A 15,800-nucleotide genomic window follows, 5' to 3' on the forward strand; every position below is an offset into this window, starting at 1 on the left:
TTTACGGCCAATGGGGGAGTGTGCGGACAGAGCTAAGCGGAGATACCGACTAAATCGGGTTACTGTGGCACGTGTGAGAGGTAGATAAGCGGAGATGCCGACTAAATCGGGTTACTGTGGCACGTGTGAGAGGTAGATAAGCGGAGATGCCGACTAATTCTGGTTACTGTGGCAAGTGTGAGAGGTAGATAAGCGGAGGTGCCGACTAAATCCGGGTTACTGTGGCATGTGAGTGGTGGAGATAGGCGGAGAGGCTTGCTAAATACCTCTCCGTCGTTGTCATTCCCATTAAGCAAGCACGCGCAACACGTCATCAATTTTTTTGCCGTGGGAGAGGATCCCATAATTCATCCAACTGAGAAAATCGACCTCATAAACGTGGTTATGAATAACAGCAGGAAGCGACTGCCAAACAGAAGTGGCAAACAGCTTCTTTTTCGTATGCTCGGGTAATTCGAAGGTCACAAACAAGTGATCAGCATCCAATTGGGCGAGCAATTCTGGAGCTAACTCAGCTCTTCTTTCGCCGTTCGTTAATTGCTTAACGAGTGGATGTGGCGTCAATTCCAGATCCTTGTATAGAATTGGACCCGTGTAGCCCTTGTCCGGACCGGCATATAAAATAATGGACTCCGCGCTTATCCTCAGAAAAGCAACGGTTTGATTTCGAATGGCATTAAGCTTTTTTCGAGCTAACTCTGCTTTACGTTCATAATTATCAATAACCTCAGTTACTTTGATGCTCGTACCTATTCCGATCAGATCCGCAACCGTTCGCAAGGTTTCCTGCCAGCTCTCGCCGATATCGGGCATCCTGTATATGGGAACCTGCTTCTCGAAGAGATCGCAATTCCATTTTTCAGGAAAACCATGCTCGACCATAATAAAATCCGTTTTACAAGTTAAAGGGGCTTGAGGTTTATTGGACAGTACGACAGCAGGAATATGATCGAGTCCTAGATAGGATTGTGTCCCCCACTCAGAGAGAGAGGCTTGAAGGACTGGAGTTACGCCGAGAGCCAAGAGATAATCCTCCATAAAAGGGGCAAATACACGGATTTCCTCACGGTAATGACGACGATACTGACCCGGTGAGAGTCCGACAGTTTGTTTGAAACGGCGATTAAAATAAAACTCGTTGCCGAATCCGATATTCTGGGCGATATCGAACAATCGGTCGTCTGTTGCTTGCAAAAGATGCTTAGCCTGCTTGATTCGGATATCTGATAAGTACTGCAGCGGAACTTGACCTGTTATTTCCTTAAATAAACGTGTGTATTGCCAGCGGCCGATGTTGGCAGTTTCCGCCATCCGCTCCACCGTCCATATGTCGCTATAATCTCGCTGTAGCTGCTCGATCGTCGCCTCCACGATTTGACGACTATTTTCAACAAGGGAACTCGAGAGGTTATTCCGAAATATATAACGAAGCAGCTCTTGAAAACGTATATGCTGATCAAACAAGCCTAACTCATCGCTCGTTTCTGATTGGTAATAATCATAAAGTCCTTCAACCCATTCTAGGCAGCGGGAAAAAGGAACACATTCGACTTCTCCAACGCAAGGAAATGATGTACGCGACTGAAATTCCTCAGAAGATGATCTGAGCTTTCCGATATGCAGCACCTCGAATGTTAATTGATACCATTCAAGACCTTTCTTGCCCGCTTCGATTGAGACCGATGTTCCTGGTTCGACGATAAAGCATTTGCCTCGCTCTAGTGGGTGGCCTAGTTGGTCTAGGATGAGTCGCCCTTCACCAGATATGAAAACTATCAATTGATAGTTTTCATTCTTCTGCGCTCTAAGCTGCTGATGAGGTGCAAATTTCATATAATCAATCTCGGTTAAATGATAGATCGGGGTAGGAGAAACAGCCTTTTGCGATACTTCTTCATTCATAGATCAAACCGTCCTCTTGTATTGAGAAGTATTATCATTTAACCATTATAACGATAATAGAGAGAGCACTTCAACAATGAAGTTGAAGTGCTCTCTCGCTAAGTTAAATAAAGAGACTAAAACGGTTTATTTTAGCAGATACTTTTCCAAGTCTTTCAGCTTGAGGAGGTTGGCCGAGAAAGCCCCAGTTTGCCAGTAAGTGCGGTCCACTTGATACACATGACCGTTCTTAACTGCAGGAATGCTTTTCCAAATTGGACTATCCATTAAACCACTGACAGCCTCTTCATTCTCAGGTGATGACCATGCGCCATTGGAAGTTAGAATAATGATATGATCCGCACCAAGCTCAGGTAGCTTCTCCATGGATATGGTATCAATAAACTTGTCCATGTCAGCAACTAGCTTCGGCGGAGTCAAACCCAGTTCCTTGTATAAAATAGATCCTACAAATCTGTTTTTGATACCTAGTAAGTTGATATCTCGCTCACCTACATTAAGTCGTAGAACGGCAACGGTTTCGTTCCCGATTTTTGCTTGCAGCTTGGTTTTCATATCTGCAATTTTCTGATCGTAGTCCTTCAGCAATTCCTCTGCTTTTTCGGGCATACCGATAATATCCGCAATTTTGCTTAGGATTTCTGTTGTGCTGCCATTCTGAATATCGTCAGTCAATCGGTAAGTTGGAGCTACCTTAGAATACTTCTCGTATTTGGCCGCATCTGCGTAGCCATCAGATATAATAAGATCGGGTTCTGATGCAAGTAGCGCTTCAATATCACCTGTAATATCAAATTGAGGAACGCTTAGATTAAGATAATCTTGTTTTCCCCAGGTTGGATGATACCACTGTACTACCGGTTCAACGCCTAGAGCTACAAGATAATCCTCAAGATAAATAGCAGCTATACGCTTCGGTTTGACCGGAATCTCTACATCTCCAAATTGATCCGTAACGATTCGCGTTTCAACTGTGCTAGGCTGTTCGCTCTCTTTATTTTCCGTGTTTGTTTCTGTGTTACTTACATCCCCTTGATTCGTCGGTTCTGCAGCTGGCTTCTCATCTTGAGCTTTGCTGCATCCCGCGAGCGCCGTAATGACAATTAGAAGAGTAATTAATCCCTTCAGAATAATGTTGCGTGATCCTTCTAGTCTTTCCATGTTTGACACACTCCTATGTAAGCGTTGAAGTAACGAAATAATAAAAAATAGTAATGATTATCATTCTCATTTCGTTCATTGCTTATTATATCACCTTGTGCCAGCCGTTCAATGTCCATTCATTGGTTATTGTTTTATCCAAACGCGTGATTGATGGCTTGCAGAGTAGATAAAAGGAATAAGGGGTTAGTTTGTTCATGCTACGTATGGCTAACTCCCTCCGTGTGGATGGAGGGAAATGTACCCCTCGTAGCTCGAGTTAGTCGGTCTCTCCGCTTACCTCCACCACTCACGTGCCTCAGTAACATGAGTTAGTCGGTCTCTCCGCTTACCTCCACCACTCACGTGCCTCAGTAACATGAGTTAGTCGGTCTCTCCGCTTACCTCCACCACTCACGTGCCTCAGTAACCTGAGTTAGTCGGTCTCTCCGCTTATCTCCACTACTCACGTGCCCCAGTAACCTGAGTTTGTCGGCCTCCCCTCATATCTCCACCACTCATGTGCCCCAGTAACTCGATTTAGTCGGTCTTTCCTCTTATCTCCACCACTCTGGATTTTTTCGAACAACGAGGTCAGGACGAGGCATGTTTGATAAGAGATGTACGAAATTTTCGAGAAACGAGGTCAGGACGAGGCAAGTTTGATAGGAGATGTACGACATTATCGAGCAACTAGGTCAGGATGAGGCATGTTTGATAGGAGATGTACGATATTATCGAGCAACGAGGTCAGGATGAGGCATGTTTGATAGGAGATGTACGATATTATCGAGCAACGAGGTCAGGATGAGGCACGTTTGGAGTGAGATGTACGATAATATCGAGCAACGAGGTCTGAAAGAGGCAGGATTGGAGGGAGTAGTACGATATTTTCGAGTAACTGGGTCTGGATGAAGCACGATTGGAGGTAGATGTACGATATTATCGAGCAACGAGGTCAGGATGCGGCATGTTTAATAAGAGATGTACGATATTATCGAGCAACGAAGTCAGGATGCGGCATGTTTGATAAGAGATGTACGATATTATCGAGCAACGAGGTATGCGTGACATTGTCAACGCAAGGAAATAAGAGGAGAGTCTTGCCTGAGCGAAGGGGATATTGGTTCGAGTGGTTGAGTACAATTGGCTTCTAATGTGGTAAGTGCGGAATCATCCTTTCATTAAAGAGGCTAAGCAGAGTTTACTATAAACTGCTTGGCATCTTTATATCTGAAAGAATTCATAGAAATTTAACTTTCGCTTCTAACAGGTAGATAAATAATCCTGATTACGAGCTAAAGCTAGGACTATATTCCGACAAGGGCGGAATTCCTCCGTTTATATATTGTCGAGGTGTCGATGTCTTTAGGTAGACTTTAGATTGTCTTTAGGAAGACTTAATCTAGTTGTGATGTAGGCTTAATGTCGCCTTAACATTAGAGCACATAGTCACATGGGAAGGTGGGTGATGAAGAGTTATTTTACAGAAATTACAAGTTATCTAGGAGGTAAATGGCTCTCTGAACATGTAGGCCTATATCCTAAGCCTTGTATTAGAGGGTTATTAATTATTTCTAAGATAGAGTGTAGGGGGTGAGTGAAACACTTCGTCCATGCCGGAAGAACCATACAATAGAAAGAGGTGCCGTAAGTCCCTGCAAAGCAATTGGAATAATCGTCTAGTCAAGGCTGAAGAGTCGAGCTCGTACTAGGCTGTGTAAGCAAAAGACAAGTTTATGGCACCATTCCTCAGTCACAATTCCCTCACCCAATAAATTAACTAAATTATCCATTTAATGAATATGGTATAAGCTTACTCGGAAATAAAGCCCCCAGATATTGGATCAACTAATAGTTAGTATCCATCATTATTGGGCAATAACTCCTTCCCGCCGTTTTCTGAAAATAACCGAAATGATCTAAGGCGACCATGCCTTTCCTCTCTCTATTCATCCAAAAGATGTGTGACATAATGTTGGAAGGAGCCATTGGAAAGGGGAGTGACACTTGATCGATTTACACAGTCACCTATTGCCTGGGTTGGATGATGGACCAAAGACGCTTCAGGAATCGCTATTCCTGGCACATTCCGCAGCAAAGGAGGGAATTGAAATCATATATGCAACGCCTCATCACCTTCGAGCTCCATTCGATAATGGGCGGGATAAAGTCATTGAGGCGGTCGTCCAATTTAATATACATCTTCGCAAAGCCGGAATCCCTCTGCAGGTCCGCGCTGGTCAGGAAATTCGCGTATGCCCCGAGCTTATTCAAGAGGCTTACTCGGGACAGCTTCTTCCGTTGGAAGGCACATCTTATGTTTTACTAGAGCTTCCTTCGTCGAGCATCCCTGATTTTCTAGAGGATACATTGCATGAGCTAGCCGTATTAGGTTGGACACCTATACTGGCTCATCCCGAAAGAAACCGTGAAATTGCCGATAATCCAGAGCTTCTTCGCCCGTTGGTCGAATCGGGAGCATTATGCCAAATCACCTCTCATTCGCTTACAGGTGTATTTGGAACACGGACGGAATTGGCTGCTTTGAATATATGCAGAAAAGGTTTGGCTCATTTTATCGCTTCGGATGCTCATGATGCTGTGAAGAGACCCTTTCAGCTTAGAGCGGCTTATGAGAAGGTCGAGAAAAGGTTAGGGACAAGCTGGAAAAGCACTTATATCGAAAATGCAAGAAAACTAGCTGCTGGACAACAGATTGACAACATATCACCTATAGCAAGGTCGATGTCTATGTCCAAGCTGTTTGGTTGGATGGCACGGGCAAAGTAGATCTGAATTGAAATCATATGAAAGGGGTCTTGAGAAGAGGAGACTAAGGTACAGCAAGAAGATTGGAGGCTCAGCCGTGAATGTCGAGTTGGACTTGAAACAAGTGATGACCGTATTACGCAAGAAATGGTGGCTCGTCGCTTTGATTACGATACTGGGCACGTTAGCAGTTGGTATTTACTCGACCCAATTCGTAAAGCCAGTCTATAAAGCATCCACCAAGCTGATCGTGAATTCCGGCTCCGAGATTGGGGGCTTTAAGCTAGACCTAAACTTAATTAATTCGAATATTAGCCTGATCAGCACCTACAAAGAAATTATTCGCACTCCAGCAATTATGGATATTGTCGCAGAGCACCCTGAGCTTGGTACTACCTCGGATGAGCTCATTAGCAAGATCGGCTTTAATTCCGTTAATGGTACTCAAGTGGTCACGCTCTCCTATGCGGATCAGAATTATAAGAAGGCTGCCAAAATCGTCAACGAGGTATCGGCCGTCTTTCAGCAGGAAATTCCGAAAATCATGAAGGTCGATAATGTTTATTTACTCAATGAAGCTGATGTAAACAAGCAGCCTGTGCCATTCAAACCGAATAGTAAGTTCCAGGTGGCAGTTGGTTTCGTTCTTTTCCTGCTATGCGGTATTGGAACAGTACTGTTGCTCGATTTCTTCGACGATACGCTTAAGAATGCTGCAGATGTTACTGCTGTTCTGGAGCTACCAACACTGGTTGCCATTCCTACGATAAGGACTCCGAAGGAGCAAGCAGGATCGGGATTATCCAAGAACAAGAAGAAGGCGGGTGAAACATACGGTGTCACAGCTAACTGAAAATAAGAAAAAGCTGATCACGGACTCAGAGCCCAAATCACCTATTGCCGAAGCTTACCGAACCTTAAGGACGAACCTGCAATATTCCGGTTTGGATGAACCTATTCGGACATTGATGATCACTTCAGCTTCACCTAGAGAGGGCAAATCGACGACGATTAATAATCTAGCTATTGCTTATGCTCAAGCTGAATGCAAGGTACTGCTCCTTGATGCGGACATGCGCAAGCCGACAGTTCATCAAGCCTTCGGTGTATCCAACAGGAATGGATTAACAGGAGTAATGACAGGGCATTGCACAACAGATGAGGCTATTCAGAAGACGCACGTGAAGGGGCTATCCGTAATGACTGCGGGCTCAGTTCCTCCCAATCCAGCTGAAATGCTAGCATCGAATAAGATGGATCAGCTGCTTAGTCAACTGAAAGATCAGTTCGATCTCATTCTTGTAGATACGCCGCCAGTGCTCGCCGTGAGTGATGCGCAAATCATGTCTACCAAATGCGATGGAGTTCTTCTAGTAGTAAAGGCTGGAGAATTAAAGCGAGGTTTAGCGCTTCGAGCGAAGGAGCAGCTGTCATTCGTCAAAGCCCGATTGCTCGGCGTGGTGTTAAATCAAGTAAAAGGTATAGAAGCCGGCCCCTATTATTATTATGGCAATTGAAGCGCCTGTTCGGTCACTTCAGCCGCAGGCTATAAATCGGGAGGGGAAACAATGTGAGTGTATCCAAACGAGTGCCGACTTGGATCGTATTCGATCTCGTGGTTTTATGGTTGGGCGTATATTTATCATTCGTCATACATGAAGGAGGAACGTTAACGAGAGATATGGCTGCATTGGCGTCCGGTTACGGTATCGTCAGTGCCTTAACGGGAACAGCAGCAATGTTCGTCTTCGGACTGTATCGTCGCTTGTGGCAATATGCCAGCATAGGGGAGTTAACAGCCCTCTTTCAAGCAGCAGCTGTCAGTAACATTCTGGCATACGCCTTGACTGCAATAGCAGCAGGATCTCGTGTACCTCTATTCGCTCCGATCCAAAGCTTTATGATGACGCTCTTTCTAATTGGGGGCAGCCGGTTTATATGGCGTGTTGCTTGTGACCATTTCGGCAATCATCAGTACCGGAAAGGCAAGAAAGCTTTTCTGAAGAAAACATTGATAATCGGAGCTGGAAATTGCGGAACTCTTTTCGCGAAGGAATTGCTTAAGAATGAATCCTACCAAGCGAATCCAGTCGCCTTCGTAGATGATGATCCTTACAAGCATAAGCTGGAGGTGCTCGGAATTCCGGTGCTCGGGGGAAGACGAGATATTCCTTCAATCGTGACAGCTAAGGAAATTGAAGAAATCATTATTGCAATGCCGACAGCTTCAAAAACACAAATATCGGAAATCGTAAACATATGCAAGAACACAAAAGCCCGACTAAGACTTGTGCCACATCTTCAAGATCTCATCCAGGGGAAGGCAGCCGCTCAGCAAATTAGGGATGTCTCCGTTGAGGATTTGCTCGGCAGAGAATCAATCTGCACAGATTTGAAAGGAATAGCCGAATACGTCGAAGGTAAAGTCGTATTGGTTACCGGAGCGGGTGGATCTATTGGCTCGGAGCTATGCCGTCAAATTGCACCATTTAATCCGGATAAGCTCATATTGCTAGGTCATGGGGAGAATAGCATCTATTTAATCGAGATGGAGATGCTCACTGCTTTCCCGGGAGTGAAGCTGGAAACCGTTATTGCGGATGTGCAGGACCGTACGAGAATGGAAGAAGTTTTTCGTAAGCTGAATCCACAAGTCGTCTTTCATGCCGCAGCTCACAAGCATGTGCCGCTAATGGAACGCAATCCATCAGAGGCGATCAAGAACAACGTGCTGGGCTCCAAAAATGTAGCTGACTGCGCGGATATGTTCGGAGCTGAACGCTTCGTGCTTATTTCTTCAGACAAGGCGGTTAATCCGACGAGCATTATGGGAACAACCAAACGGATTGCTGAGATGTACATTCAAGGCTTGGATAAGCATAGTAAAACAAAATTTGTAGCGGTGAGATTCGGTAATGTTCTTGGAAGCAGAGGCAGCGTTATCCCTCGCTTTAAGCAGCAAATTGCTGCTGGTGGGCCTGTAACGGTTACTCATCCGGAGATGGTTCGTTATTTTATGACCATTCCCGAAGCGGTGCAATTGGTTATACAGGCGGGTGCGTTCGCTCAGGGTGGAGAAGTATTTATTCTCGATATGGGTAGTCCCGTCAAAATTTACGATTTGGCTGTCGATCTTATCCGTTTATCAGGCTTCGAGCCTGGTGTAGGAATGGACATCACCTTTAGCGGTATTCGTGAAGGGGAGAAGCTATACGAGGAATTGCTGACCAAGGAAGAAGGTCTAACCTCCACAAGGCATAATCGGATTTATGTGGGCAAGCCTTCTCAGATTAATCGGGCAGAGCTAGAATTTGAAATCCGTTTATTAGAGCGAGTATTAGGCAAAGACCCAGAAGAAATACGAAATACGCTAAGACAGCTCGTTCCGACCTACCGTAATGTCTCTTAACCAAGTTAACCTATTTGATAAAGGGGAGAAATAATGAAATGAAAGCCGCGAATGTGACGGTTCCGACCCCATCTTCGCATACCGTGACCCGCATATTGGCGCGAAAGGGCGGCACATCGTTCCTGATCAATGTTACGGGTATGATTATCGCTTTTCTGCTGCAGGTCATCTTGGCTCGTGAGCTTGGTGTCGACGGATATGGTCATTATTCCTTTGTTATGACTGTACTAACATTCCTGGTCTTTCCGGCGAAGCTTGGCTTCGATACAACGATCGTTAGATATGTATCTGCTTACCGCTCGCAGCAGGAATGGGGAGCCGTAAAGGGCTTGCTTCGATACTCGAACCAATGGTCCTTGGGTTTATCGCTAGCCGTTGTTCTCATTGGCTTTGGCATACTTTGGGCCAATAAGGGGAGTATGGATTCTGATTTATTCAACACCTTTACGATTGGGCTGCTTTTCGTTCCCTTTCTGGCTCTAGCGACGCTTAGGCAAAGTGCTTTACAGGCATTGAATGAGGTGCTCTTCGCTCAGATGCCTGAGAAAATCATACGTCCTATCCTGCTAATTGGTTGTCTGTACACAGCAGTATATGTATGGAGTGCTCCTTCTAAGGCTCCTATGGCGATGCTTCTATTCGGAGTTTCACTGGGCATTACCTATGCACTTGGCGCTTGGGTGCTCCGCAAGAAGACGAGCTCTCATCTGCGGAATCAAGAAGCTAAATTTCATTCCCAAGCGTGGATGAAGACATCATTGTCGCTCATGATGAACGCTGGCATCTATCTGATCCTCGGACAGATGGGAGTACTCATGATGGGGATGCTGCATGGCACTGATGAATCGGGCATTTTCTCCGCAGCGGTTCGCATTGCAGCATTAGTTACCTTCGCCATGACGGCGATTAACATGACGGCAGCGCCGCTAATGTCGGCAGCTTACGCACAGAAGGACATGAAACGGCTACAGAAAATATGCACGACCTCGGGTATAGCTTCACTTGCTTTTGCGGGAGGTGTGTTCCTTTTCCTCTTACTGTTCGGCAAGAAGGTAATGGCGGTATTCGGAGCAGAGTTCGAGGTTGGTTATGTACCGCTCCTTATTATGGCGGCGGGGCAGTTTGTTAGCGCATTGTGTGGACAGACCGGCATGGTTATGACCATGACAGGTCATGAAAGCATACTGACCAAAGCATTGGTTGTATCCGCGCTGTTGAATGTGGCATTGAATGCCATTCTTATTCCGTCCTACGGGATGGAGGGAGCAGCGGTGGCGACGTTCGTGGCGGGCTCTTTCTGGCCTATCGCGATGGTATTCGTCGTCCGTAGCAAGCTGAAGATTGATACAAGCGTACTTCAAGCCTTGGTAAATCGTAAGCGAGGGTGATAATGATGAACCGTAAAATTAAAGTACTTCACATGGTCGGTAAAATGCATCCAGGAGGTATCGAATCTCTGTTAATGAACGTGTACCGTCATATCGATCGGTCGCGTTATGAATTTCATTTCGGGGTGCAGACGGAGGAGAAGGCGTTCTACGACGATGAAATTGCGGCTCTTGGCGGAACTATCGTGAGGCATCCCCATCCTAACAAAGGCTTGTGGAATTTCCGCCGAGCATTAGCATCCAATTTGCAAAATCATGGACCTTATGATGCGGTACACAGTCATATTTTCGGATTTAGCGGGTACGTGCTTAAGATAGCCAAGGAGATGGGTGTACCGGTAAGAATCAGTCACAGCCACAATACGAATGATAGCAAGCGCGGCACATGGATTCGCACCCTGTACCGAGCACACATGCGCAGGTTGATTCGATCTAATGCGACAGGAATGCTTGGCTGCTCCAATGCGGCATGTGAATCGCTCTTCGGAACGAAATGCTGGGGAGATCGGAGGGTAACGGTATTTCCAAATGCCATTGATCTATCCGAATATGCCACATTACCTGTAAGCAGAATGAAGGCAAGAGAGGGACTAGGCCTGCCGCGGAACAGGTTCATCGTCGGACATATTGGGAGATTCAGCCGACAGAAAAATCATGCCTTCCTACTCGAACGATTCGAGGCATTCCTCTATGTTCGACCTGATGCGCATCTTTTACTTATTGGTGATGGCCCGCTGCGAGCAGAGATGGAAGCAAAAGCTATCGAACTGGGATTGGAGGATTATGTATCGTTCCTAGGCGTTCGCAAGGACGTTCCCGAGCTAATGGCAGCAATGGATTTATTTCTCCTTCCCTCACTTTACGAAGGGTTAGGAATCGTACTCATTGAAGCACAAGCCGCAGGCGTTCCTTGCCTAGTATCTGATCGAGTGCCGAAAGAGGCAGATTTGGGAATTGGATTGGTAGAACGACTTTCTCTGGATAAGGCGGGGGACTGGGCGGGACAGATGCTTAAGCTGGGCGCTCCAGAGAGTTCACCAACCTGGGATACCCGTTATCAGGCTATTCGGGATAAAGGATATGACATCGGACAAAGCGTTCTCCAATTGGAGCGGATGTATGGAGGTTAAGCGGGATGTTCGCCGTCGTCTGCTCATTATTATCTACACGGTGCTGATCTTCGCTGCTTCCGGCTTACTCTTTCAATGGGATACGGAAACAGGAATTATTTTATTCTTTGCGATGCTCATTCCACTTGTCGGATTGATGCGCTGGCCGAACTCTCCTAAGCTGCTGTTCATTGGTTTCGTGGTCATGGTGATCGGCAAGCTGGTTTATGTGCAGACGCTTAATCCGCTTAGAGGACCTGACGAAAAGCATTATTACGAGCAAGTGGTAGCTTTCGCGGATCTCGGCTCCTTCTTCAATTTTGCATGGGAGCACATCGTTACGAACTGGTCTAATGCGTCTGCCTATCCAGTCTACGGAATGCTCTACATGCCATTCTTCAAGGGAATGCAGATTGATCATCCGTTGACTATTGTCGTATTTAATACTTTGATCTTTCTAGTCGTGGTGCAACAAACCTATCAATTATGTCGAGATCATTTTAACTATCCATTGCCTGAGCTTACTGATAATAAATTTCGTTCGTGGATCATATTCGGACTACTCATTAGCCCGTCGTTCATGTTCATGTCGTCTCTATTCGCCAAAGATGTCACCTGCGCCTTGTTAGGAATGTATGGAGCTCTGCTGCTCATCCGAAAAAAGTATATATGGTTCATTATTGTGCTGCTATATGCGACGGGCCTCCGGGACTATGCCTTTGTTTATACAGTCGGGATTTACCTTCTCTATAAGGGTCACTTAAAAACAGCCTTTACTTTCACAGTCGGGGCTGCGGGAATCGTATTCTTATTCACCGGGTTTTCGGGAGTAATCAATGCGGGATTGCTTACGCTATTTCTCTTCCTTAGTCCCAACCCCTTTAATCCGGCCAATTGGGACCCTGTAATGATGTATCGAACCGCAGAGGCACTGTTCATGTCCTTATCTATTGCAGGTGCAGTAATGGTGTATATCAATGCGCCGGAAACTCGTAAGTTTTACAAAATTGTTCTGTTTGTCCTATTCACGTATGCCTGCACTCTCATCTTGGTCGGTTACGTCACGATTGTCACGCGAGAGCTGGATTACGGTGTGGGCACAATTGGAGACAACATGGTACGCAAGAAGCTACCGATATTACCACTGCTGTACGTATTCAGCGCTTATACAATGGTTTGGCTAGGCAAGCTGACAAGACCGAAGCGGGTTCATAAGGAGGTGCTTTCATGCGAGGAAGGGATAAGTTCCGGAGAGCTAAAGCCATACTCAGCATCATTACGTTCACCTTAAAAATAGTTCCGAGACCGCTTCTTCGGTGGCTATGGGTATTAAGCGATGGGCTTCCGGATGTGGTTGGAGTGTCGGTGCGTTATTGTCTGCTGAGAAGACAGGCTCTGCGCTGCGGAGATAACGTGCTTGTCGGGAGAGGGGTTGAAATCCGTTATCCAGAAAGGCTCGTTATCGGGAGCAATGTCAGCATTCACAAGCAATGCTACTTGGATGCTTTCGGAGGGATTGAAATTGAAAACGATGTTTCAATTGCTCATCAGACCTCATTAATATCATTCGAGCACACATGGAATGACGAAGCACTTCCCATTCGTGACAATCCGATTGTTACCGGCAAGATCCATATACGAAACGATGTGTGGATTGGCTGTGGCTGCCGGATTTTATCGGGGGTAGAGGTGTCAGGAAGATCAGTTGTTGCGGCAGGCTCGGTCGTCACACGATCGGTGTCAGCAGGCACGGTAGTTGGCGGAATACCAGCGAAGCTTATTAAAACAATTAAAGGAGGTGGAGGGTATGAACGTTCTGTGGGCTCATGATCATACGTTCTATTACAACGAGTCCGGCAAATTTTATTCCGGTGGAAAGCTCCCTTATAAAGTATGGCAGCGATATTTATCCGTATTCGACACTATGACAGTCGTCGGAAGAGGACGCAAGCTGCCGGCTGACGCCGATCCCGCTGGCAAAACCTTATCAAGCGGACCGAATGTTGATTTTCTCGTCATGCCTTCCCTGAGCAATCCCATCAATAAGCTGACTAAGAAAGGCTATGTTGACCGGATGCTGACGGATGCCATTTTACAGTCAGATGCAGTCATAGCAAGAATGCCTAGTGAGCTTGGTTCGGAGGTCATCCGAATTGCCCGGCGATATGGCAAGCCCTTTGCTGTTGAAGTAGTCGCCTGCGCTTGGGACGGGCTATGGAATTACGGCAACCTGCAAGGCAAGCTATATGCTCCATTTGCTTTTCATAAGACAAAATCTCTAGTGGCGAAGGCGCCATTCGCGATGTACGTAACGGACTCCTTCTTGCAGCAAAGATATCCTTGTCCTAACGGTCAAGTCGGAGTGTGCTCGAATGTTGAGATTACGGAATCCGGAGAGGAAGTGCTGGAACGTAGGCTTAAGAGAATTCATTCCTTGGATCAGCGAGAGAAGCTAGTCTTCGGTCTAATTGGTTCTCTTAATGGAAGCACCAAAGGAATTGATGTCGCAATGAAAGCATTAGCTCGGGTAAAAGGGAAAATTCCACCCTTCGAGTTCCGCATTTTAGGTGACGGCTCACAAGAGAGATGGATGAAGCTAGCTAAGGAATTGTCGCTAACCGATAGCGTCCGATTTGACGGAGTATTACCAAGCGGAAACGCGGTGCTGGACTGGCTGGACGAGGTTGATCTCTATATTCAGCCTAGCTTCCAAGAAGGCTTGCCCCGCGCAACGATTGAAGCGATGAGCCGAGGCTGTCCCGCAATTGGGTCAACAGCAGGAGGAATACCGGAATTGCTGGAGAAGGCGTGCCTTCACAAGCCAGGCAATGATCGGTTACTCGCACAACAGATGGCCGCTTACGCCAATAATCGCAAATGGATGATCAGGCAGGCCGAAAGGAATTTCGCCCGCTCCGCTGATTATTCGAAAATCAAGCTAGACGATAGAAGAGAACGGTTCTGGCAATCGTTCCGTGAATATTCTGAAGGATTTGTCGAAGCACGTACTAACGAGCTGGAGAGTGAAGGGAGAGGAATGGCATGACAATCCTAATAACGGGAGCCGCCGGCTTTATCGGCTACCATCTTGCCCATCGATTGTTATTGGAAGGTCGGCGTGTCATAGGCGTTGATAACATGAATGATTATTATGACGTGAAGCTTAAGGAGGATCGTCTTGCCAGAATACAAGATCATCCGAACTTCAGTTTTTACCGGCTCGATATTTGCGATATGGCTGCATTGGAAGAAGCGATAGCTGGGGAGAAAATAGAAGCCGTTATTAATTTGGCTGCACAGGCTGGAGTTCGATATAGTCTGGAAAATCCACGTGCTTATATCGATTCGAATTTAGTAGGTTTCGGCAATATTCTCGAGCTTTGCAGACACAATAGTGTCCCACATCTCATCTACGCTTCTTCAAGCTCAGTGTATGGCATGAACGCATCTATGCCTTTCTCAGTTCACGATAATGTAGATCACCCTGTGAGCCTCTATGCCGCAACGAAAAAAGCGAACGAGCTCATGGCTCATTCTTACAGTCATCTGTATGGCATACCGACGACGGGACTACGGTTTTTCACAGTATATGGACCTTGGGGTCGCCCAGATATGGCCTATTATTCTTTCACCAAGAATATTAGGGAAGGTCGACCGATTCCCGTCTTTAACGAGGGGAAGATGCGCAGGGATTTCACATACATTAACGACATTGTTGAAGGCATCGTTCGCATTATCCCTCTTGCTCCGGAGAGCAATCCAGATTGGGATAGAGAGCAAGCAGATCCAGGGAGCAGCAGCGCACCCTATCGGGTTTACAATATCGGCAACCACCAGCCAGTTCCGCTTATGACGATGATTCGGACCATTGAGCAGGCTGTTGGTAAACCAGCAGAAATCGAGTATAAGCCTATGCAGCCGGGAGATGTGACGGCAACCTACGCGGACATCGACGAATTGCGGCGCGATACCGGCTTCTATCCATCAACTCCTATTGAGGAAGGCTTGCGTCGGTTTGTTGACTGGTACAAAGAATATGAAGATGAGAGGGCGTTGGTCGCACAAGGTTCAGCCACTTAA

General features: G+C 46.3%; 12 protein-coding genes. 10 read left to right on the forward strand and 2 right to left on the reverse strand.

The window, feature by feature from the left end; translation table 11 throughout:
• Positions 1–288: 288 nt before the first annotated feature.
• Together KCTCHS21_RS07355 and KCTCHS21_RS07360 are read right to left on the reverse strand one after the other, a co-directional pair.
• Positions 289–1,902: a helix-turn-helix domain-containing protein gene (locus KCTCHS21_RS07355; RefSeq protein ID WP_130606369.1), complete on the reverse strand. Its 1,614-nt coding sequence runs from the start codon at positions 1,900–1,902 to the stop codon at positions 289–291.
• 126 nt (positions 1,903–2,028) lie between these two features.
• Positions 2,029–3,063, reverse strand: coding sequence for an ABC transporter substrate-binding protein (locus KCTCHS21_RS07360; protein ID WP_130606371.1), 1,035 nt, complete (start codon positions 3,061–3,063; stop codon positions 2,029–2,031).
• A 1,989-nt stretch (positions 3,064–5,052) separates the two neighbouring features.
• On the opposite strand from KCTCHS21_RS07360, the gene KCTCHS21_RS07365 reads away from it, so the two are divergent.
• The 10 genes from KCTCHS21_RS07365 (at position 5,053) to KCTCHS21_RS07410 (ending at position 15,800) form a co-directional block, all read left to right on the forward strand.
• Positions 5,053–5,835: a tyrosine-protein phosphatase gene (locus tag KCTCHS21_RS07365; protein ID WP_130606373.1), complete on the forward strand. Its 783-nt coding sequence runs from the start codon at positions 5,053–5,055 to the stop codon at positions 5,833–5,835.
• Between the two features lie 76 nt (positions 5,836–5,911).
• On the forward strand, positions 5,912–6,667 hold the full coding sequence (locus KCTCHS21_RS07370; protein WP_130606375.1) for a YveK family protein: 756 nt from the start codon (positions 5,912–5,914) through the stop codon (positions 6,665–6,667).
• On the forward strand, positions 6,651–7,331 hold the full coding sequence (locus KCTCHS21_RS07375) for a CpsD/CapB family tyrosine-protein kinase (RefSeq protein WP_130606377.1): 681 nt from the start codon (positions 6,651–6,653) through the stop codon (positions 7,329–7,331). Before KCTCHS21_RS07370 ends, KCTCHS21_RS07375 begins: the two co-directional genes overlap by 17 nt.
• A gap of 53 nt (positions 7,332–7,384) precedes the next feature.
• Positions 7,385–9,223 (forward strand): polysaccharide biosynthesis protein, encoded by a 1,839-nt coding sequence (locus KCTCHS21_RS07380; RefSeq protein WP_130606379.1) that lies wholly within the window; start codon positions 7,385–7,387, stop codon positions 9,221–9,223.
• Between the two features lie 38 nt (positions 9,224–9,261).
• On the forward strand, positions 9,262–10,611 hold the full coding sequence (locus KCTCHS21_RS07385) for a flippase (RefSeq protein ID WP_130606381.1): 1,350 nt from the start codon (positions 9,262–9,264) through the stop codon (positions 10,609–10,611).
• 2 nt (positions 10,612–10,613) lie between these two features.
• Complete coding sequence (locus KCTCHS21_RS07390) at positions 10,614–11,741, forward strand: glycosyltransferase family 1 protein (RefSeq protein ID WP_232058114.1); 1,128 nt, start codon at positions 10,614–10,616, stop codon at positions 11,739–11,741.
• Positions 11,731–13,011, forward strand: a complete 1,281-nt coding sequence (locus KCTCHS21_RS07395) for a hypothetical protein (RefSeq protein WP_130606383.1) — start codon at positions 11,731–11,733, stop codon at positions 13,009–13,011. Before KCTCHS21_RS07390 ends, KCTCHS21_RS07395 begins: the two co-directional genes overlap by 11 nt.
• Positions 12,948–13,550, forward strand: coding sequence for an acyltransferase (locus KCTCHS21_RS07400; RefSeq protein WP_130606385.1), 603 nt, complete (start codon positions 12,948–12,950; stop codon positions 13,548–13,550). Before KCTCHS21_RS07395 ends, KCTCHS21_RS07400 begins: the two co-directional genes overlap by 64 nt.
• A complete protein-coding gene (locus KCTCHS21_RS07405) occupies positions 13,528–14,766 on the forward strand; it encodes a glycosyltransferase (RefSeq protein WP_130606386.1) in 1,239 nt (412 codons plus the stop codon). The genes KCTCHS21_RS07400 and KCTCHS21_RS07405 overlap by 23 nt, the downstream gene beginning before the upstream one ends.
• Positions 14,763–15,800 carry an NAD-dependent epimerase gene (locus tag KCTCHS21_RS07410; RefSeq protein WP_130606388.1) on the forward strand — a complete coding sequence of 346 codons (1,038 nt, stop codon included), beginning with the start codon at positions 14,763–14,765 and terminating at the stop codon, positions 15,798–15,800. Before KCTCHS21_RS07405 ends, KCTCHS21_RS07410 begins: the two co-directional genes overlap by 4 nt.

The sequence above is a fragment of the Cohnella abietis genome (genome assembly GCF_004295585.1).
Taxonomy (GTDB): domain Bacteria; phylum Bacillota; class Bacilli; order Paenibacillales; family Paenibacillaceae; genus Cohnella; species Cohnella abietis.